Genomic DNA, 18,909 nt, shown 5'->3' with positions numbered 1-18,909 from the left:
CGCGCCGACTTATTTTAAGCCCATCACATCATCACTTTAAAATTGCTTCAACATATAATTGATTAAATCCGTAGTGGTTACTATGCCTACTAAATGATCCTCATCAACGACCGGAATGGCATGAAATTCTTTTTCGGATAAGATTTTAGCAACCTCTTTAATACTGGTATTAGAAGAAACAGTAGTGACATTATTGGCCATAACTTGCTCAATAGTAAACATATTGTAAACTAAGGTTTCGATTTCCGTTTCCGATTCGTCAATAGCATCGGCAAAGCTAATACGTAATAAATCCGTATAACTAAGAATCCCCATAATGCGATCGGCTTCTACGACAGGTATATGTCTAATTTTATGTTTTTTAAATAGGTGTTCTGCCGTTTCAAGTTCATCGGTTTTATTAAGCGTAATAATGTTAGTAGACATTATTGAAGCTACTGGCTCTCTAGTATTCATGACCTCTTAGTTTTATAATTCACTATTAAAAGTAGTTTATAAAACACGGATAAAACATGACAAATATCACGTCTCCAGAAATAGCAGAGGCATTATAAGTTACTTTTTGATCCCATAGCCATAGTTATAGCCATAGTTATAACCGTATCCATAAGATTTACTCGCCCCAACACTATTAATAACGTAAGCAACATTTTTTAATTTGCCTGTTTCAGCAAGATCTTTAGAGTAATTTAAAAGATTCTTTTCTGTATAATTCGCCCTAGCTAAATATACTGTAGCATCAGCAAGTTGTGATATTAACATGGTATCCGTAACCAAAATTGTTGGTGCTGTATCTACAATAATATAGTCGTACTCTTCTTTAGCCTCTTCTATCAGCTTTGTAAAACGGCCATTAGTAAGAAGCTGTGCAGGATTTGGAGGAATATCACCAGATAATAAAATACTGTGGTTGGGGTGCTTTTCGAAGCCTTTGATTAAAGATTCTTTCCAATCATAGCTGTCATCATGAAGATAGTTTGATAAGCCTGGTTTGTGCTTATCCTCGTGAATATGATTATGAATTTGAGGATTTCTTAAATCGGCACCAATTAATAAGACTTTTTTGTTAATACTAGATAAGGCTAAAGATAAATTAAGACTTACAAACGTTTTCCCTTCTCCTTTAATGGTAGAGGTACAATAAACCACCTTTGCTTTTCCATCATTCTTAGCAGGCAATATAAAATCTACATTAGAGCTTAAAATTCTAAAAGATTCAGCTAAAGCAGTTCTTGCATTAGGGTCATCAAAGACATTCTCTTCTTTTTGCTTTACATCAGGAATCTCACCAATAAGCGGTGTTTTTGAATTTATTTTAGTAATATCCTCTTTACTGTGAAGCTTAGAATCTAACATAAAAATAAGATACAAAATCCCAAACGGTAATAACAACCCTACTAAAATAGCTCCAGCAAACACGATATTACGCTTTGGCGAAATAGGTTCAAAACCTGACAAAGCATATTCAACGACCTTAATTGAAGGTTCTGTAATCGCTAAATTAATAGCTGCTTCTTCTCGTTTTTGTAGCAATAAAAGGTATAAGCTCTCTTTAATATGTTGTTGACGATTAATAGCACGAAGAAGTTTTTCTTTTTCAGGTATTTGAGACACTTCACCAACAAATCCTCGATTTCTAGCATTTAGTTGTTCCCTTGATGTCTCTAATTGACTAACATAAGCTTTTAAAGATCTATTAATATTAGATTTTAATTCCTCTACTTGAGATACAGCCTGCTTTACCAACGGGTTATTTACACCACCACTATTTAAAAACTTATCTCTATTGATTACAGCATTATTATATTCAGCAATTAGCACATTAATCCCCGAATTATCTACACCAATATTAGAGGGTAATAAATCGGATTCAGAATCTGCGTTAAGTGAATTTTCTAACAACTTGGTAAGTTCTAGTTGGCTCTCGATCTGAAATACTTCTTGTTCCGACTTTGTACGTTGTTCTAACCCTAGTTGGGCATCTACTGTAATATCAACTAAATTATTCCGCTGTTTAAAATCTTTTCTGTCAACTTCTATAGAGTCTAATTCCTCTGCTAAAAATACAAAGCGTTCATCTATAAAATTCAAAGTTCGTTTAGAAATAAGCTGTCGATCAGATATACCATCTTTATCAAATACATCCATTAACGTATTTAGTATCTTCTCTGAAAGGACTCTATTTTCCCCTTTAATACTCAATTTCAGTAAATCACTTTGCTCTCCTATAGACTCAACACTAATTTTAGATTTTAAGCCTAGGGCTACATTTTTTATCGGGTTAAAGTTTACTATATAAGTTTTACCTATTAATTCTGTTTGTAAAGCTGAAGTGTCCATATTAACCATAAAAGGTAAACTGTCCACAGCGTTTTCCGTTCTATAATCTGGAAATTCAAATACTTTTTCAGAAATTAAATCGGTGATATAGAGTCCTTCATTTGTAATACTTAACTTAAACGATTGTTTCTTTACTATACTATCTGGCTCAATCAGTTGTTCAAACGCAAAAGGAAAGGCTTCTAATTTTGAAGTTTGAATGGTACCTTCCTCATAAAAACTTGTTGTTAAATTCAGTTCTCTCACAACGCGATTCATTATCAAATAGGAACTTAATATCTCTATCTCGTTCTCCAAATTGATATTTGATCGTTTAAATATAAAAGCAGACGTAGGTAATTCTAAACCATCAGATTCATCTAAAATTTTAACCTTAGAATACGTTTCATATACAGGTGCCGTGTAACGTAAATACAAAAAAGCACTAAGCGTAGTTAAAACAAGAGTTAAAACAAACCATGGCCAATATCTTAAATATCGACTAACTTCTTGTTTTAAATCAATACTCCCCTCGTCCTCAAACGCATACCTATTATTAAATGAATTATCCATAATGTTATCGCGTCAATAAAATGGTTATACTAAGGGCTAAAGACGCAATGGTTAGAACCGTGCCAACATTTGCAATAAATCCTGATTCTTTAACTTTAGGGTCATTAGGATTAACGATTATATTGTCATTAGGCTTTATATAATAGTATTCACTATTCATGAAGTCTGTAGATGTTATATCTATATGCGAAATTTTACGCACACCATTAACGTCCCGAGTTATAATAATGTCATTTCTTTTCCCATTAATAGTTAAATCCCCAGCATAACCTAAAGCCTGTAATAAGGTAATATTCTGTTCCGTAAAAGTATATGTTCCTGGTCTATTCACTTCTCCTAATACTGTAATTTTAGCGTTTAATAAGCGCACATTAATTGATGGATTTTTTAAATGTCCTCCTTCAATTAATAAATCTTCTATTTTAGCACCAACCTCTTGAATCGTTAAAGTTGAAACTGAGATCTCTCCCAAAACCGGAAAATTAATAGTTCCCTCATTAGAAACCAAATAGCCTTCTAATCGTATTAATTCAATAGAATTTATTGAAGCTCCAGAAACGACTCTATTATAAGGAATTACGGCTTCTGGAATTAAACTTTCCACTGTAATTTTTAAAATATCGTTAGGCTGAATAGTAACTTCCTGATAGTCAATAGGCGTATTACTGTTATAATCTGCATCTTGCAAATACAAGATGTCCTTTTTTGAAGCACATGATGCTACAACAATTAGCAACAGTATTACTAAAATTTTAATTCGCATATAATTTTTATTAATGGACGGCAAATATAAAGTATTTATAGTTATCTCAAGTTCATACTTTTATTAACCTTATCTAATGAATACTCTAAACAAACCTCAACTCTTTTTTCTTATTTTCCGAAATCTTCTTTTTATTATAAACGGTGCATAAAACATTATTGTTCCATAAACTAGTAATAAAGCAATTTGCATGTTTAAATCTAAATGCAACATATTGAATGCTATAATAATTATAAATAAGTTTATAATTACAATAGTCAATGTTGTTTGCAGATGAGAAAAACCATATAAAATAAATCGATGATGTACATGATTTCGATCGGCTTCAAATGGACTCTTTTTAAGAATAAAAATTCTAATAAAGAATATCCTAAAAGTGTCCATTAATGGGTAAAACAACATTGCTAAAATTAAAGCAGGTGACGAACCAAAATAAAGAGAAGTTGTGTCATTTTGAGTTTGAGAAATAAAACTTATAGCAAAAAATGCTATAAGAAAACCAACAATCATAGACCCTGTATCGCCCATAAATATTTTTTTATTATTTGAGAAATTATATCTCAAGAATGCCGTTAATGCCCCAATTAAAGCCACGGATATCGTTGCTAAACTTAAATCACCTGAATTATAAAATAACACACTAAACACTGCACTGATTAATAGGGCGACGCTGCCGGCTAACCCATCCACTCCATCAATTAAATTATAAGCGTTTATGATTAAAATATAGACAAACAAGGTAAAGAAAATAGAAACCCAATACGGTAGTACATCTACGTCTAAGATTCTAGAAAAGCCAATAATTCTAGTATCAGTAAATAAAATTAATAATGCAGCCGCCAATACTTGGCCTGTAAATTTTTTCCGTGCTGACAAGACCGTTAAATCATCTTTTAAACCTAGAAAAAACAATATCGTTAAGCCTCCCATTACCAGCAATAACACCTTAGTATTAAGCATTGCCCCAACAATAGTCATTACTACAACTACACTAAAAAATATCCCAATTCCTCCTAAAGTAGGTGTCCTATTAGAGTGCATACTCCGACCGTCAGGCTCATCCATTAAATGTTTAGTCTTAGAGACATACAAAATAGTAGGAAAAGTTTTATAAGCAATAACAAAAGCCAAAATAAAAGCAGATACCAACCAAACAAAAGGTCTATTTTCTGGATTAAAATTTTCAAGTAAGATTTTGATCATAGTAAAATTGATATCTGTATTTAAGACATCTCAGATTTGCTGGCAAGGTACAAATTATTGCGCTAGTAACTTTCCTGATAACTATTTTAAAATAAATGTGTGTTAAATTTAATATAAAAATAACTATTTATTAATAACTGAAGTTATCGTAGAAATAATTCTGGTTGCTGTATTGCCATCCCATAAAGGAATATCATTTCCTTGTTTCCAATCATCAGCGAACAAAGTCTCTAAATATGGTTTTAGATTTTTAGGGTTAGTCCCTATCAATTCGTTTGTACCTAAGCTAATCGTTTCTGGTCGTTCGGTATTATCTCTCAACGTTAAGCATGGTACGCGCATAATTGATGCTTCTTCTGTAATCCCACCCGAATCTGTTATTACGGCTTTAGCCTTTTCTACTAGATAATTAAACTCTAAATAACTTAACGGCTGTACGGTGTGTAATCTTAAATGACTAATATTTAAGCGTTCTAAAATTTTTGCTGTTCTTGGATGTACCGGAAAAATTAAGGGAAGATCTTGCGTATTCGCAATGATTTCGTCAATCATATCTTTTAGCTGTGACTCCTCATCTACATTTGCTGGTCTGTGCAGTGTCATTACGATGTAATTCCTTTCTTCCAATCCTAATGCGTTCCAAACTTTAGGTTGTGTAAAATTAGGACGTTGCTTTAACAATGTATCAATCATAGTGTTTCCTACGAAAAATATTTGCTCGTCTTTTACTCCACTTTGTTTCAAATTTGTATTTGCTGTTTCTGAAGTTGTAAAAAAGTAGTTCGTAATACTATCGGTTACCAAACGGTTAATTTCTTCGGGCATAGACCAATCATCGGAACGTATACCTCCTTCAACATGAGCTACTTTGGTATGTAATTTTTGCGCCACTAGTGCACATGCCATTGTAGAGGTGACATCACCAACAACAAGTACCAAATCCGATGGATTTGCCATTAGTTCTTTTTCAAAGCTAATCATAATTGCTGCCGTCTGCTCTGCTTGAGTACCTCCGCTACATTCTAGGTTTACATGTGGTTCAGGAATTTCTAGTTGTTCAAAAAAACTACCCGACATATTTTTATCATAATGTTGACCTGTATGAACTAAGCGATAATCAATGTCGACATTTTCTTGTTTGGCTTTTTGAATGGCATGAATAATAGGTGCAATCTTCATGAAATTTGGTCTTGCACCAGCAATTATTGTGATTTTATACATATTGAAATTAAATTGACTGTTTTATATTGATACTATTACATTAAAACTTCATTAAAGCTCTTGCAATGAGATATTGTTACTTTTTAATAATATTTATAACATTAAAAAGGATATTATAATCCAAATTAATACCGATTTAAGTGCAAATTAACAAAAAATCGAACTAAGTGTATTTGTCGTTTTATTCTTGATGGCTGGCTTAACAATCTATAGGTCCATTCCATGTTGTTTTTTACCCACCACTCTGGTGCCCGTTTTACATTTCCTGTATAGACATCATAACTTCCACCTAAGCCCTGATAAACGGCTTGATGTTCTTTTTGAATACGTTCCATTAATAACTCTTGCTTTGGCGAGCCCATGGCTACAAAAACGACATCTGGATTGTGCTTTTTAATATCGTCAATTAAAGCCAATTCTTCAACTTCTGTCTTAATATAACCATTTCTATAGTTACAGATATTGATGCCATTAAATTCTGATTTTAATTTAGAAACCGTCTCTTCAATGACCTCTTGTTTTCCACCCACTAAATAGAACGATTTTGTCTTATAATAATTAGCAACAACATCTAACCATAGTTCACACCCAGGAATCTTAACGACTTTATCTATTCCTTTTTTCTGTAAAGCCCAAACTGCACCAATACCATCTGGATATCCCATATTTCTATTGATTAGTGCTCTACTTTCATCTGTAGCATGCAAAATTTTCTCTGCATTAACAGCCACCATAATTTTATGGTTATCAAAGGCATATTGCATTAATTCTTTTCTGGATGTTGGAGCAAAAGTCATGACTCCGTTTAAGGACTTAGCCTCCATATTATTTAGATTTTGTTTCTAGTAAGTAATGCGCCATAGCGTTAAACATAAAGGCATTAGACCACCGCATATAGGATATTTTAGAACTCATGCCTTGTCTATATTGATAATAAAAGTAGCCTTTTTTATGTTGCATATTATCTATAGTCCAATGTAACACTTTAGAAAGTAAAGCTTTATTAGGTCGAAACGCTTTCATCTTAGATAAGGTTACAATGACTTGTGCTGGACAATGAATATCTATTGGAAATGTTTTATCGTGGTAATATTTTGGCATCCCATTAGCTTCAAAGAAATTGTCTAGATAGTACTTTAATCCTTTATCTAAATACGTTTGAAAGCTTAGATCTCCAGTATTTTGTTGATAGGTTTCAATAGCATCTAAATTGAAGCCGGTATGAAAACTATCGATCCAAGATTGTACGGGCAATAAACCATAAATCCAGGAACCATCTTCACTTTGCAAATCACAAGCTGCCATAACCGCTTGTTTTGCTAAATCAGCATGCGTTTGGTTTTTGGTATATTTATAAGAATAGCTTAATATTTTAGCTCCTAATAACGATGCGTTAATCACGGTATTATTACCATCTAGCACACTATATGAAAAAATGATTCCGCTGCCATGTTTTGTTCTCGATAAATCCTTTACTACAAAATCGGCAGCCGTTACCGTTTCTTTTAAAACTTGTTCATTTTTAGTGATTTCGTAACTTTCTAGTAAAGCTTCCACACAAAAACAAGTGGCTACAACCGTTGGTGTATATTTTTTAAACAAAAACAAACGTCTCGCTTGCCAATCGAAATTATATCCCCAAGCTGACCCCGAATAGCCTTTAGACCTTAAGCCTAATAGTAATTCTGAAAGTTCATTAATACGCTGTAAAATCTGGTCTTTAGTTCCAAAGTCTTCATTTCCGCTTTCAGCTAACTTATATAAGCGGCAATACCCTAAAAGAAATAAAGCCAAACCTTTTGTATTATGCTCTTTAGGCACCAAAAGTAGCTTTCTAAAATTAATAGGACTCCGCTTAAATCCTTGAATCCAAGCTAATCGTGCTAAGTCCCAATGTTTTAATGGTAGGGCCTGAAAAACCTTAGAGTTCATCCCATCATAAGGATCCCAACCTTTGAAATCTTCGGCTTCACAATAAGTTTTTAGTTTATAAAATGACTTACAGATATCCATATTCCTTCATTTTACGTCCAATAGAAATTTTAAAAATTAATTTTTCAATAGTGTTCAAGTTATTTTTCCAACGGTTTAATTTTGGTTTTTCAGAAAAACTCGAGTCCATAATTTTCATGTTTTCTGTTGAAAAACTATCTGGTTTCTCATCAATAAACTTTGCTATGCTTTTTATTACTTGCTCCTCCTCTATAATAATACTTTCAAATTTGAACAATTTAATTCTCTCCCCCAATTTACTTTTTTTCATTTTTTTAAATAGAGTCATACTTTTTTTCCATTCTAGAATTGTGTAAAATAAAACAGCTGGTTTTAAAAGCATCCCTTTTATTGGGAAGTTATTACCTATATTTTTCTGCTCATCTCTCTTCTTTCTGTAATCAGAGTAAAATATAGCTCTAGGATCTCGAGTTAAGTAAATTATCCTACTATTCTTATTTGCATGTAGTAATTCAGCGGTGTAACTATAGTGTATTGGAAACTTAGCACCATATTGCTTTTTGTTCTTGCTTAAAGCTGCCAATTTTAATATACTATTTAATACTGTATAGGGTTTTAAGTATTCTAAATTAGCTAAATTACTTTTCAATAATTCTCTATCTACTAATTTAATAGTGTTAGTATAAGTTGCTCTCTCTTTAAAAAGATAAAGACTTTCGACTAAAGCTTCAAGATTATTTTCTTGTAATTTCAATTCCACTTCAGAAAATAAATCCTTTTTATGGGGATGCTTAAACATTAATTCGGGTAAGATGCATATATCAGGGTGAGAGTTGAGTAATTGCATATAAAATTTTGAACCTGTCCGGCTCACGCCAATTATAAAAATAGGATTATTTTTCATCTTGTAATATATTTTCAATGTTTAGTACTACTTTTGATGCCATAAAATATTCATTAGCATACTCATAGTTATAGCGTCCTATTTTTTTTGTTTTTTCTTTGTCTTGAAATAACTCTAAAATTCTCTCAGCATAATCCTCAGGATTAAGACTATTAATCAGATACCCCATTTTATCCTCTTCAAAAAAATCAACCAACCCTCCAACAGGTCTTGAAATAATAGGCAACCCAAATGCCATTGCCTCAAGAACAGAGGTGGGCATACCCTCTCCATGAGAAGGAAGGATATATACTGATGCTTTTGAAAATGTCTCAACTAATTCTTTTCCTGAAATATTACCTAGAAATTTCACCCCTTGAACTTTGTTATCTGTTACAAACTTTTTTGCTAAAGCCAATTTAGAACCGTTACCTGCAACAGTTAAAGTTGCGCTTGGAAACTTTGACTTAGCTTCTAAAAAAGCATCTAAAGTCGTAAATATTCCTTTATAAGTTTCAACCCGAGTAAGAAAAAGAATATTAGGATCCCATGACTTAGTATTAAAATCAAATCCACTTAGCAATTCATCATTTACTTTAGTTGTGGTTTGATAGATTGGTTTTGTAATTCCCCAGTTTATTAAATCATTTTTAAATGCTTTAGCTAAAACAATTAATTTATCTGCCTTATTAAATATTTCAGTAAATTTAGATGAGTTTTTGTTTAATTCATTAACCATATTTTTTGACCAACCATGAAAAAAAACTACTGTTTTAATTTTAAAAAATATAGCAATTTTTAAAAATAACGCATCCCTTTTAATTGCCGTTTTACCTAATGAAGGATTTAATAATATTACATCATATTTACCAAAAGCACATAAAAATATAAATTTCACATAATCGAAAATCAGCCATATTGGCCCTGGTAAACCTTTACGACCTCCTATAAAATTGTATCTCACATGATGCGACCAGTAGGGTTTTAATCCCTTGTAATGATTCGCAACTCCACCTAAGATTGATGTATCAGGAGTATTTATTAGAATTTTCATTTAATAACGTTGTTTTTTCAATTTGAAATTTTTGTATAAAAACATAAAGAATTCTAACCACTTACTTTTATAAAAACTCCACTCCCCATTGTATTGTATTTTTTTTCCTCTAGATGCATTTTTAAATATATAGACACTATCTGTAGCATGATTACTTGGAGGAATCCTACCAAAATCAAATTCTTGAAAACTTTCGTCTTTTAATTGTTCAAATATTTTTTGCATTATAAAATAGGTTGCCCCATTTCCTCGTGCCTCTAATGAATTTGCTGCATAAACATCTGACGCATAAGGCTTATTGTCATGTATTATTCTTGCCGCAACAGGTTGGTCTTGCTTATCATATACCACAAACAATCTCATATCAGTACTATTCAAAAGCCTTGCTAAGCTATCTTCTTCTAATTGATAACTCAAGTTTTTTAAATCTGCCATTTCCCTGAACATCAGAATTATAGTTTTAATAATTTCATCTGTTATCGTCATAACTTCCTCAAACCTTAACTCTGATACCACCGATTTTTTTACATTTCTTTTCCAATTTCTGTTAAAGTTGAAATCATCTTGAATTTGAAAATTAATTGTTAAAGGACATGTAAACCCACCAATAGGCCTAACAAAACCTGCTCTTCTTAACCCTATTTCAAATTCTATATCATACTCATTATCGCTATTTAACTCAATACCTTGATAATCTGTTTTACTCAAATTTTCATAAAAATTTATAACCTTTTTCTCATCTACATTTTGTGATATTGCTTCACCACTAATTAGGAGAAGTTTTTTATTTGTGAATGGTATTTTTTGTGACCTTCCCCATAGGGCAATATTCACATTAGTATCATTATCAACATAAAAGCAAATATCGTTGTTTTTATGCAATGTATACTTGTACCATCCTTTTGATTGGGTAAAAGGAATTTTCTTTATTTTTTTCTGAATCTCAAAAAAAACGTCTGCATCTTTAATTTCTATCATTATATTTTTTGTTGAAATATTTTAATCCATTTCCCAATTTTTATAAACTTTATTCTAGAGTCGAAATAAAATCCACTTTTAAGTTGCACTTTAAGCGCTGGTTTATTTTCTTTTAACACCAAAACTAACACCTCTGATTTCTGCTGGTCTAATATTTTTTTCAATCTAAAGATATTCATCATAGAATGATAACCTCTCCCCCTGTGCTGTGGACTACAAAATGAATCTTCTAACAGTGCTTCATCAGGGTTTAAGTCTTCTTTCCTTTCAAAAATAGTTGGGTAGTTCATATCTTTCCATGAAATCCATGTTAAATACTGTATTTCTTTATTTTTAATAATAGCATAGCATGAATAATCCCCACTGTGAAATCTATTTTTATAAATTTCTAGTTTTTCAGAACTCACAAATTTAATCTTCGAAATGTCTTTCTCAGTGAGCTCTCTAACATCTGAGTAATTGTACTTATTAAACTTATGCGTTATATCTAGTTCATTTAATTTGTACTTTAATAAAAAAAAAGTTTCTATTATAATCCCAAATTTACGAAGTACTGCTTTAAAAAGTCTAGGTACTGCTGACCATCCATATTGATCAATAAAGCCTTTTATCTTCATTTTTTTCTATTTAAATACAGTTTTAAAAGCAATACACCTATGCTATCCGATGCATTTACCCCTATTCGTTTCAATTGTAGAGGTGCATTTTCTTTTGAATTAAAACCAGGTTGTGTTGTAAAGCCATACTGAATTGCACTCTTATTTAAAACATTCAAAGAATCGGCATTATATAGCCCATTAGGGTATGCGAAATAGTTACATATTTTTTTCAATTTACTTTCCAAAGTTTTTATAGAAGTCTGAATTTCACCTTCTTGCTTTGTGTAATCTAAAAAAGATAATATAGAATGTTGGTGGGTGTGCGGTGCTATTTTGAACCCTTCCTTATCTATTTCTTCTACCTCTTTCCAATTCATCATTAAACGTTGTTCTGGAATTGCTATTAAATTCTCATTTTGTTTTATCCAAGTCGCAATAGAATGTCCTTGATTCATTTTTTTTAGACAGGTTTCTACTTCATTTTCACTTTTATATTTTTTTTCCACTAAGAACCTTAGCTTATCGTGAGTTAACCAATCATTTGTCCCAATAATATTAGTTACAATAAAGAATATTACTTTTGCATTGTGTTGTTTTAGAATAGGAAATGCAATATCATAATTATCTTTATAACCATCATCAAATGTTATTAATATATGTATTCCGCTTGTTGTTTTGTCTCCAAAAAACTCATTTGGGTAGCTAAACTGAAAATGCTTGTTTAAAAACCTAATTTGTTTATTAAAATTAGAACCATAGCCCGATTTTAAAGTTTTACCACGTTTTAACCTATAATTATTGTATTCTGAAAAATTGTGATAATTTAAAACAATCAAATACGGTTGATCCCTCAATTTGTATTTTAAGAAATAGACCCCTCCTAATCTCAAAAAAAGAAACCCCACCGTCTCTTTTAATATTAAAGAAATTAACCGCCTCATTTTCATTGTTTTATAAACTTTCTCGTTTTAAGTAAATCTATTAAGATCATATGATGGACAGGACTATTTAATAAGGCCATTATAATTATAACAATTAGATTAATTTTTATACTCACGGTAAAATCTGATGAATAAAATAGATGTATATATAAAAATATTATTAAAATTGCTCGACGTACTATTGTCGTCACGTCTGTTTTTATAGATTTATTAACATAGATAACTCTGCCTAATATAACTATGGTTAGCAGACTAAGGAAAACGCCTCCAGAAATAAGGTCTCTTGTAAAGCCCACAATACCGTATACAAACCCTAGACTTTTTAACGTAGCTTCCTCTTTTGTAGCTCCAAATCCATAACCTATAAAAAATAATAGTGGATCTGACAATGTGTTTTCTAAAATACGTAAAGTTGTATTTGAACGGCCTGTAGTATTACCGTATTGATCTGTAGCATTTTCATAACCATCTGCATACGTAATGGATCTAGAGATAACCTCTGAAGCAGATTCATTACCAGACAAGGTGTAGTTAAGCCCTTTAGAATTCATAATACCAAAAATCATCAAAGGAAAAATAAGCGATCCTGCCAATGCTAAACCTGAAATTTTCCTATTAAAATAGCCTGTTTTCTTTAATTTTGGTAGTGCCATTATTAGGGTTACTGTTAAAATAATGGGGATTATAAAATAAATTCCTCTTTTACCACTAGAATACCCTACTAAAAAACCACTAAACAAGAATAGACTCAACATGATAAGTGCCTTAGTCGATAGTTTAGGAGAAAAGAGATAATAAATTAGTACCAGGGTTGAAATTAACAATGGAAATACTGTAGCTGTAGTACCTCCTAAACTAGACATTAAACCGACATAACCTTCAATTCTTTCTCCTAAAATAAAAATATTAAAAAAAGCTCCTCCCCCTTGTATAAGAACCATTAAACCTAGAAAACGTAATATTTTCATCCAAGTTTTAGGAGGTATAATTACTGAAAACAATTGATTATATATTACATAAGTATAAAGAAGAAATCTCATATAAAACAATGCCCTAATTATAGAACTGTTATTCAATACACTTACAGAAAAGAAAATTAAACATAAAAACAGGAACACCTTAGATCCTGGAACATTACGATTAAACTTAAATTGAAATATAATAAAAATTACTATTGCACCATCAATTGTATATTGAATTAATGACGAAAAAAAGAAAACTCTCTCCCACAACCCTTGAGTAAAAACCAAGAATATCATTAAAAATAATAGTTTTAATTTAATGGAATTCATAGTGTTTCACAAAAGTCAAATAAATTATTTGCCTGTTTATCCCAAGTGTAATTAGCACTTACAAAGTCAATAGCATTTTGAGGTTTATGTTCTTTTAACAAGTTCTGATCTATAATTTGAGCTATGTTTTTACTTATTTCCTCTATCTGATTATCTCGCGTCGCATCATATAAAAAAATAAGATCTGAATCTTTTTCAAACACGTCGGTAAAGGCCTCTATATTGGGGGCTAATGCTTTTTTTCCCATGGCTAAATACTCCATCAATTTTATTGGGCTAGACACACGCCAGGCCATAAAATTAGGAAAAGGGAGTACAGGCAAATCACAATCCATTATATATTGGGGTATGTCTTCTAACGGTACTGGCTTCAATAATTTACACCAATCTTCAAGATTATTACTATTTATATAGGATTCAATTTCTCTATCTACACAAATACCAACTAAAGTGAGCTCAATAGCATAGCCCTTTTTTACCAGATCTTCACATGCTTTTATTAAGGATAAATTTCCTCTAGATACTGATATACCTCCATGATAAAACACCTTAAAAACCGAATTTATCTCTGATTTCGTATATTCTTTAGCGTTAAACAAATTAATATCTGCACCAGAACTCCAATTCACGGTTGGCAATTTAGACTGATACTTTTGCATTACATAACGCTCCATAAATGGTGTAATAAAACTTAGACCATCAAAATATTTAACTGCTACTTTAAATTTACTATGAAATAGAGCCATATCCTTATCAAAGGTTTCTGGGTTAGTAGGAGTGGTACGAATATCAACGATAAACTTGTTATTTTTATTAAACAGTTTATTCAATAAAACAGAAGGTAAAACATTTTTAATTAAATCTTGGTTAACCATAATAACATTATCATTATAGTTTAACACAAGTAAAAGCGATTTATATAAAATTAAGAGTCTAAACTCAATAGCTTTAATATATTTATTCTTAAAAACACCAAGGTATTGTATATTCTTCTTTAACCCAAAATATTTTTTTGTTTTAGCGAACGTACAATAGTACTGTACATTCACCTGCCTTCGATTTCCTGCTTTTAATATTTCGATTTCAGTAGAGTAGTTAGTAACTCTATCTAACTGTTTTGATTCAAACCAATGTAGATCCATTTTCCTCTATTTTTAATAGGTTCGCAATTATATTTAAATTGTTCTCTAGATTATGTTCTTCAAGAACATACTCCATAGCTCTACTTTGCATTGTTCTCAAAACGTCTTTATTCTTTTTCAAAAATGTTATTTTTTGAATCATTTGATCGATTGTTGGACATAAAAACCCAACCTCATAAGTCGTTAAAATATCATCCGGGTTGGAGTTCATACTCATTACAATATTCTTTCTTAACCAGGCTTGTATAAACGTATTTGAAAATCCCTCATAATCACTTGTATTAATTAAGATATCTGCACCCAACAACACCTTATTAACTTCTGTATTGGATAGTTCACCTAAATACTCGAACATAGCGTTATTTTCCTCTTCTTGCTTTATTATATTATTATATTTTGGCATCATCCGCCCTATCATTTCAAATTTAACCTCCTTAAATTCTCTAAAATGTTTTACTAAATTTACAAATAGATCTGGTCTTTTTAAGCTCTTCATATTCGCAATCCAAACAATTTTTAAAACTGTTTCACTTTTAACGACTATACTCTGATTATCATAAGGAGCCGCTTGTTTTAAAAATAAACCTTTGCGATTATGTTTTTGTTGTAATTCAGCTTCTTGCCATATATTTTGCACAATAATAACTGTGGCTAGTTTAAACGCTCTTTTTACATATCTATTTTCAATAATATCTAAGGGCTTAATTAGACTTATTGACCTCTCTAATACTTTTAAATCATTATCAGATGCTATAGCCCAAATATGAGGAATGTTATTCTTTAACGCATACTCAGATGCAAATCCACTCCATGAGGAGAAAAACCTTGTATAAATACCATCTGGCTGAACCTCATTCAAGATATAATTAATCTTATTTCGATATAAAAACCAACGATTTCCAAAACGTTTAGATAATTTAATTCTTGATAGTGGGTGTAAAATTAGATTTTCATGCATAACAGTACCTATTGCAGTACCCTTATCTTCATACACATAATGAACTTGTACGTTTTTTTTTAATAGAAAATCGACCAAATACTTGATTTGTATCTCAGCTCCTCCCATAGCTTGTTTCCAAAATGCCGGATGTAGTATGACAATTTTCTTATTCAATACCTGCTGCTTTTAAAAAATCATCAAACCCGTTAAACACAGCTTTATTATTTTTTTTGAAATGCTCATAAGCATCTCCCAATTGTTTTTTTATCCGTATTTCTGGACAATCTTCATCTCCATTAATAAAAAGTGGAAATTCCTCCCAAAACTCCTCAATTCTTGGTTTTCTGTTAAATCTTTCTTGAATACTTCTTGCATAATCAAGAGCCTGCTCAACCGACTCTTCTTTTCTTTTCTTATAATAATCTTCAATTGAACAAACAACTTTAGCTGGGGCACCTACAGCAACTGAATTATCAGGAATACTTTTAGACACAATAGATCCAAATCCAATAATACAATTATCACCAATACTAGCTCCTTTTAGGACTGTACAATTACGACCAAAATAAACATTATTTCCGATTTTAATTCTTCCTGAAGCAGGTATAAATTCTTTGTATTTATTTTTTAAAACATAGAAAGCTCCATCATGCGTAACAATCGTTAAATTTTTATTTAAACGCACATTATTACCTATTTCTATTAACGACGGTCTTGTTATATCTATCGATAATGATTTAACATCGTTTGTAACAAATAAATCATCCCCTATTTTAACTCCTTTAGAACGAAGAAACTTTATATATCTTTTAGGTGAGCTACGCGCCCAACGCAGCTTAAAGTTATCTATCTTAGACTTTAATTTACTTGCTCTACTCATTTTCTTATTATTTTATTGAGAAACATAAAAAACGTTTTGTTTCGTGTTAGCATATTTAACACTATAAGGCTAGCAAAATAAATTGGCGTAAAAACAACCAAGCTTTTCCATGCTAGGGTTATATTAAAATAATTGGTTAAATAAACTGCAATAATACAAGAAGTAAATGGTGCTACAATTTGCTTTAACGCAATACGTGCCTGTTCTTTTGGCATAAAATCAATATGCTTACCACAAACTAACACATCTATTATAACAGAAATATATCTAGCACATATTAAGCCATATAAAATAATCGCAATTGAGAATTTATACGTTAACATTAAAGACAAAAGAATTAACCCGTTTCTTAAAAATGTAAGATTCCGATAAAGTTGTGAATTATTTTCTATTTTAATAATATTAGAATTTAAAGACGATAATGGAATAAAAAGAAAAGAAATAACTAATAGCATTAAGATCGGTCCTGTTGGAGCCCATTTTTGACCAAATAGTAACACTATTAAATCGTTAGAAGCACCAACTATAAATAAGCTAACTGTAAATTGTACAAATAGGAAGTAATTCAATACATTTTCATACATCTTCTTCCTGATACTCCTATCCCTTTCTTTCGCCAATATAGGATAAGATGTCGTTAAGGCAACAGCATTTATAGACTGAAAACTAACATTGTTAATTTTACTACCTTGATTAAAAAAACCTAAAATTGCTGTTGGCTGAAACTTACCAATAAATACAGAATATATATTTTGACCTATTTGATTTGTAAAATACGATAATAACATATTATTACTAAAACCACGCATAGTTTTATAACGGCTCCAACTAAAATAAAAATAAGGTTTCCACTTATTTAAAATTATTATTAATACTAAGTTAACCACTGCAATGGATAACGTCTGACTAACAATTGCCCAATACCCAAAGCTATTTAATGCCATTACATATGCTACTATAACAGAAACAAGGCTACTAATTAACTGAATAATGGCTAGTCTACTAAATTTTAAGTTTTTTCTTATCTTGGTAAACTCAGTTAAACTCAAAGCTTTAATAATAATACTCAACCCCAAAATACGCGTAATATCAACTAATTCTGTTCTTTGGTAAAAGTCAGAAATTAGTGGCGCTGTAAAGTAGAGTATTAAGTATAAGAATATTGAAAATGAGATATTATGTACAAATATTGTAGCATAATCTTTTTTATCTGCATCTTGCTTTCTTATAAGGCAATCCGCAAATCCAGCTTCCGTAAAATTCCATGATATCCCAATGAAAATAGCTAACATTGCAACCAACCCATAGTCATCAGGAGACAACTTTCTAGCTATCAATATATTACCCACAAACCCGATAATCTGAACACCAAATCTATTGACAGCGCTCCAGATATAATGTTTTGCGTTTGACATTATCTTTGTCCTATTATTTTACCAGGCACGCCACCTACAATAGAAAATGCAGGGACATCTTTATTAACCACAGCACCTGCAGCTATAACCGCACCCTCTCCAATCGTTACGCCATCTAAAACAGTTACATTTGCAGCAATCCAAACATCATCTTCAATTATAATCCCTTTAAGTTCGGATCCTTGCGATTTTATTGACCTAGATGCATCTTTAAAAAGGTGATTTGAACCAACGATTACTACATTAGGTGCAATTGAACAATTTATGCCTATTTTAACTTTAGCCAAAATACAGCAGTTTCTATTTATCGTCGTATTTTCACCAATTATTACATACTCGTTTGAACGAATTAGCACATTTTCGTGTATAAAAACATTGTCGTCTATTTTAATTTTGCGCCCTCGGATACTAGAGTAATCTTGGATATATACATTATTCCCAAACTCAACCTCACCAGAAAGTTTTATTTTTCTACCAAATTTTACTTTATTAACCTTACCAAAAAGTAAAAATGACCGTATTTTACTTTTAAATTTTGTTAATTCATAAAATACTTTATTCTCAATTCTTATATTATTCATGAGTAAATTAAACGTTTTTAATAATTTAGTGAGGGCAAAATCTCATACAGAAATCTATAGATATAAATTAATAGTTAACAAAGATATTTTAATTTCAGAAAGCTCCAATGGATTTGAGTATTATTAATGGATTAAAATTTAACGGTTTGCATACTTCCACACTCCTACTCTA

18 protein-coding genes are annotated in these 18,909 nt (G+C 31.1%); all 18 read right to left on the bottom strand.

Annotated elements, in window-relative coordinates; all coding sequences use genetic code 11:
- Positions 1 to 36: 36 nt before the first annotated feature.
- The 18 genes from C8N41_RS06050 to C8N41_RS17125 all read right to left on the bottom strand — a co-directional run bounded on the left by C8N41_RS06050 (position 37) and on the right by C8N41_RS17125 (position 18,737).
- Positions 37 to 456: a CBS domain-containing protein gene (locus C8N41_RS06050; protein WP_115838576.1), complete on the bottom strand. Its 420-nt coding sequence runs from the start codon at positions 454 to 456 to the stop codon at positions 37 to 39.
- Between the two features lie 99 nt (positions 457 to 555).
- The gene (locus C8N41_RS06045; RefSeq protein ID WP_115838575.1) at positions 556 to 2,892 is read right to left on the bottom strand and encodes a GumC family protein; all 2,337 of its coding nucleotides are present in this window, start codon (positions 2,890 to 2,892) and stop codon (positions 556 to 558) included.
- 4 nt (positions 2,893 to 2,896) lie between these two features.
- Entirely contained in the window at positions 2,897 to 3,655 is a 759-nt protein-coding gene (locus tag C8N41_RS06040; protein ID WP_115838574.1) for a polysaccharide biosynthesis/export family protein, read from the bottom strand.
- A 96-nt stretch (positions 3,656 to 3,751) separates the two neighbouring features.
- Complete coding sequence (locus C8N41_RS06035) at positions 3,752 to 4,858, bottom strand: MraY family glycosyltransferase (RefSeq protein ID WP_115838573.1); 1,107 nt, start codon at positions 4,856 to 4,858, stop codon at positions 3,752 to 3,754.
- Between the two features lie 123 nt (positions 4,859 to 4,981).
- Positions 4,982 to 6,079 (bottom strand): non-hydrolyzing UDP-N-acetylglucosamine 2-epimerase, encoded by a 1,098-nt coding sequence (wecB, locus tag C8N41_RS06030; protein ID WP_115838572.1) that lies wholly within the window; start codon positions 6,077 to 6,079, stop codon positions 4,982 to 4,984.
- A gap of 125 nt (positions 6,080 to 6,204) precedes the next feature.
- Positions 6,205 to 6,903, bottom strand: a complete 699-nt coding sequence (locus tag C8N41_RS06025; protein WP_115838571.1) for a WecB/TagA/CpsF family glycosyltransferase — start codon at positions 6,901 to 6,903, stop codon at positions 6,205 to 6,207.
- 1 nt (position 6,904) lies between these two features.
- The gene (locus C8N41_RS06020) at positions 6,905 to 8,092 is read right to left on the bottom strand and encodes a delta-aminolevulinic acid dehydratase (protein ID WP_115838570.1); all 1,188 of its coding nucleotides are present in this window, start codon (positions 8,090 to 8,092) and stop codon (positions 6,905 to 6,907) included.
- Positions 8,079 to 8,936 (bottom strand): sulfotransferase family protein, encoded by an 858-nt coding sequence (locus tag C8N41_RS06015; protein WP_147298936.1) that lies wholly within the window; start codon positions 8,934 to 8,936, stop codon positions 8,079 to 8,081. Before C8N41_RS06015 ends, C8N41_RS06020 begins: the two co-directional genes overlap by 14 nt.
- The gene (locus C8N41_RS06010) at positions 8,926 to 9,969 is read right to left on the bottom strand and encodes a glycosyltransferase family 4 protein (RefSeq protein WP_115838568.1); all 1,044 of its coding nucleotides are present in this window, start codon (positions 9,967 to 9,969) and stop codon (positions 8,926 to 8,928) included. Before C8N41_RS06010 ends, C8N41_RS06015 begins: the two co-directional genes overlap by 11 nt.
- Complete coding sequence (locus C8N41_RS06005; RefSeq protein WP_115838567.1) at positions 9,970 to 10,947, bottom strand: GNAT family N-acetyltransferase; 978 nt, start codon at positions 10,945 to 10,947, stop codon at positions 9,970 to 9,972.
- The gene (locus tag C8N41_RS06000; protein ID WP_115838566.1) at positions 10,947 to 11,564 is read right to left on the bottom strand and encodes a hypothetical protein; all 618 of its coding nucleotides are present in this window, start codon (positions 11,562 to 11,564) and stop codon (positions 10,947 to 10,949) included. The genes C8N41_RS06005 and C8N41_RS06000 overlap by 1 nt, the downstream gene beginning before the upstream one ends.
- Entirely contained in the window at positions 11,561 to 12,382 is an 822-nt protein-coding gene (locus C8N41_RS05995) for a polysaccharide deacetylase family protein (RefSeq protein ID WP_170137094.1), read from the bottom strand. The genes C8N41_RS06000 and C8N41_RS05995 overlap by 4 nt, the downstream gene beginning before the upstream one ends.
- 107 nt (positions 12,383 to 12,489) lie before the next feature.
- Positions 12,490 to 13,455, bottom strand: a complete 966-nt coding sequence (locus C8N41_RS05990; protein WP_147298935.1) for a hypothetical protein — start codon at positions 13,453 to 13,455, stop codon at positions 12,490 to 12,492.
- Between the two features lie 320 nt (positions 13,456 to 13,775).
- A complete protein-coding gene (locus tag C8N41_RS05985) occupies positions 13,776 to 14,921 on the bottom strand; it encodes a glycosyltransferase (protein ID WP_115838563.1) in 1,146 nt (381 codons plus the stop codon).
- Positions 14,902 to 16,035, bottom strand: a complete 1,134-nt coding sequence (locus tag C8N41_RS05980; protein WP_115838562.1) for a glycosyltransferase family 4 protein — start codon at positions 16,033 to 16,035, stop codon at positions 14,902 to 14,904. Before C8N41_RS05980 ends, C8N41_RS05985 begins: the two co-directional genes overlap by 20 nt.
- On the bottom strand, positions 16,028 to 16,741 hold the full coding sequence (locus tag C8N41_RS17210) for an acyltransferase (protein WP_115838561.1): 714 nt from the start codon (positions 16,739 to 16,741) through the stop codon (positions 16,028 to 16,030). Before C8N41_RS17210 ends, C8N41_RS05980 begins: the two co-directional genes overlap by 8 nt.
- A complete protein-coding gene (locus tag C8N41_RS05970) occupies positions 16,738 to 18,156 on the bottom strand; it encodes a lipopolysaccharide biosynthesis protein (RefSeq protein ID WP_115838560.1) in 1,419 nt (472 codons plus the stop codon). The genes C8N41_RS17210 and C8N41_RS05970 overlap by 4 nt, the downstream gene beginning before the upstream one ends.
- Positions 18,156 to 18,737, bottom strand: a complete 582-nt coding sequence (locus tag C8N41_RS17125; RefSeq protein ID WP_115838559.1) for an acyltransferase — start codon at positions 18,735 to 18,737, stop codon at positions 18,156 to 18,158. Before C8N41_RS17125 ends, C8N41_RS05970 begins: the two co-directional genes overlap by 1 nt.
- Positions 18,738 to 18,909: the final 172 nt, after the last annotated feature.

Source organism: Winogradskyella sediminis (assembly GCF_003387355.1).
Lineage (GTDB): Bacteria > Bacteroidota > Bacteroidia > Flavobacteriales > Flavobacteriaceae > Winogradskyella > Winogradskyella sediminis.
Note: the sequence above shows the minus strand (reverse complement) of the source record. Positions and strands in the feature narration are given on the sequence as shown.

Coding starts and splice junctions, on each gene's coding strand:
- C8N41_RS06025 (WP_115838571.1), bottom strand. CDS start 6,903: ATGGAGGCTAAGTCCTTAAACGGAGTCATGACTTTTGCTCCAACATCC.
- C8N41_RS06015 (WP_147298936.1), bottom strand. CDS start 8,936: ATGAAAAATAATCCTATTTTTATAATTGGCGTGAGCCGGACAGGTTCA.
- C8N41_RS05985 (WP_115838563.1), bottom strand. CDS start 14,921: ATGGATCTACATTGGTTTGAATCAAAACAGTTAGATAGAGTTACTAAC.
- C8N41_RS06005 (WP_115838567.1), bottom strand. CDS start 10,947: ATGATAGAAATTAAAGATGCAGACGTTTTTTTTGAGATTCAGAAAAAA.
- C8N41_RS06010 (WP_115838568.1), bottom strand. CDS start 9,969: ATGAAAATTCTAATAAATACTCCTGATACATCAATCTTAGGTGGAGTT.
- C8N41_RS06035 (WP_115838573.1), bottom strand. CDS start 4,858: ATGATCAAAATCTTACTTGAAAATTTTAATCCAGAAAATAGACCTTTT.
- C8N41_RS06050 (WP_115838576.1), bottom strand. CDS start 456: ATGAATACTAGAGAGCCAGTAGCTTCAATAATGTCTACTAACATTATT.
- C8N41_RS17125 (WP_115838559.1), bottom strand. CDS start 18,737: ATGAATAATATAAGAATTGAGAATAAAGTATTTTATGAATTAACAAAA.
- wecB (WP_115838572.1), bottom strand. CDS start 6,079: ATGTATAAAATCACAATAATTGCTGGTGCAAGACCAAATTTCATGAAG.
- C8N41_RS06000 (WP_115838566.1), bottom strand. CDS start 11,564: ATGAAGATAAAAGGCTTTATTGATCAATATGGATGGTCAGCAGTACCT.
- C8N41_RS05990 (WP_147298935.1), bottom strand. CDS start 13,455: ATGAAAATATTACGTTTTCTAGGTTTAATGGTTCTTATACAAGGGGGA.
- C8N41_RS06040 (WP_115838574.1), bottom strand. CDS start 3,655: ATGCGAATTAAAATTTTAGTAATACTGTTGCTAATTGTTGTAGCATCA.
- C8N41_RS06020 (WP_115838570.1), bottom strand. CDS start 8,092: ATGGATATCTGTAAGTCATTTTATAAACTAAAAACTTATTGTGAAGCC.
- C8N41_RS17210 (WP_115838561.1), bottom strand. CDS start 16,741: ATGAGTAGAGCAAGTAAATTAAAGTCTAAGATAGATAACTTTAAGCTG.
- C8N41_RS06045 (WP_115838575.1), bottom strand. CDS start 2,892: ATGGATAATTCATTTAATAATAGGTATGCGTTTGAGGACGAGGGGAGT.
- C8N41_RS05970 (WP_115838560.1), bottom strand. CDS start 18,156: ATGTCAAACGCAAAACATTATATCTGGAGCGCTGTCAATAGATTTGGT.